Annotated in this window: 1 pseudogene; it reads right to left on the reverse strand. The window is 57.0% G+C overall.

The window, feature by feature from the left end:
- Window positions 1-508 (reverse strand): annotated as a pseudogene (locus tag NW807_RS09970) (hypothetical protein); the annotation flags it as partial.
- Window positions 509-593: the final 85 nt, after the last annotated feature.

Below are 593 nucleotides of genomic sequence, written 5' to 3' on the forward strand. Positions count from 1 at the left end.
TGTAGAACATGGCCCAGGCGGCTAGGTGAAACCCCAGTCGCTCTTGCCAGCACCGGCTCTTGCCCACCAGGACACTCAACCCATCCAGCAAGCCTGTAACAGCTAGGGATCCCAGCGTAACAGACACAAACAGTTGGCTAAGAGCATCAGACCACAGCCCAGCATCCTTCACAGGTGCAGAAGGAGAGAGCAAGACTTGCCATCGCTCAGGGGAAAGGACATAGGTAGAAGCCTGGAAAAGGGCTTGGTAATTGGCCTGCACGCCGGTAAAGTAGCGCTGCATTTCGATGTAGAGATCCCAACGGCCAAAGCGGAGCTGACAGTAGAGGAAAAAACTCAGCCCGCCCAACAAGGCCAAAACAGCGGCGCCGGCTGTCCAAAACCAACGGCGGGATCCCTCCCCCAGGCGCAGCAGAGGAAGCAACGCCACCGGCAGGCCCACAATGCGAGTGGCACTCATCGCCAAGCCGTGGGCCCCAGCCAAAAGTGCCGCCCGGAGAGAGTTCAAGTCCATTGACCAGTAGAAAAAACCTAGCAGGCTGGCTACGAACAGAGACTCGCTGTAACCTACTACCAAGTAGAAGCTACTAGGA

The organism is Synechococcus sp. R70.1 (assembly GCF_047461675.1).
Lineage (GTDB): Bacteria > Cyanobacteriota > Cyanobacteriia > Thermostichales > Thermostichaceae > Thermostichus.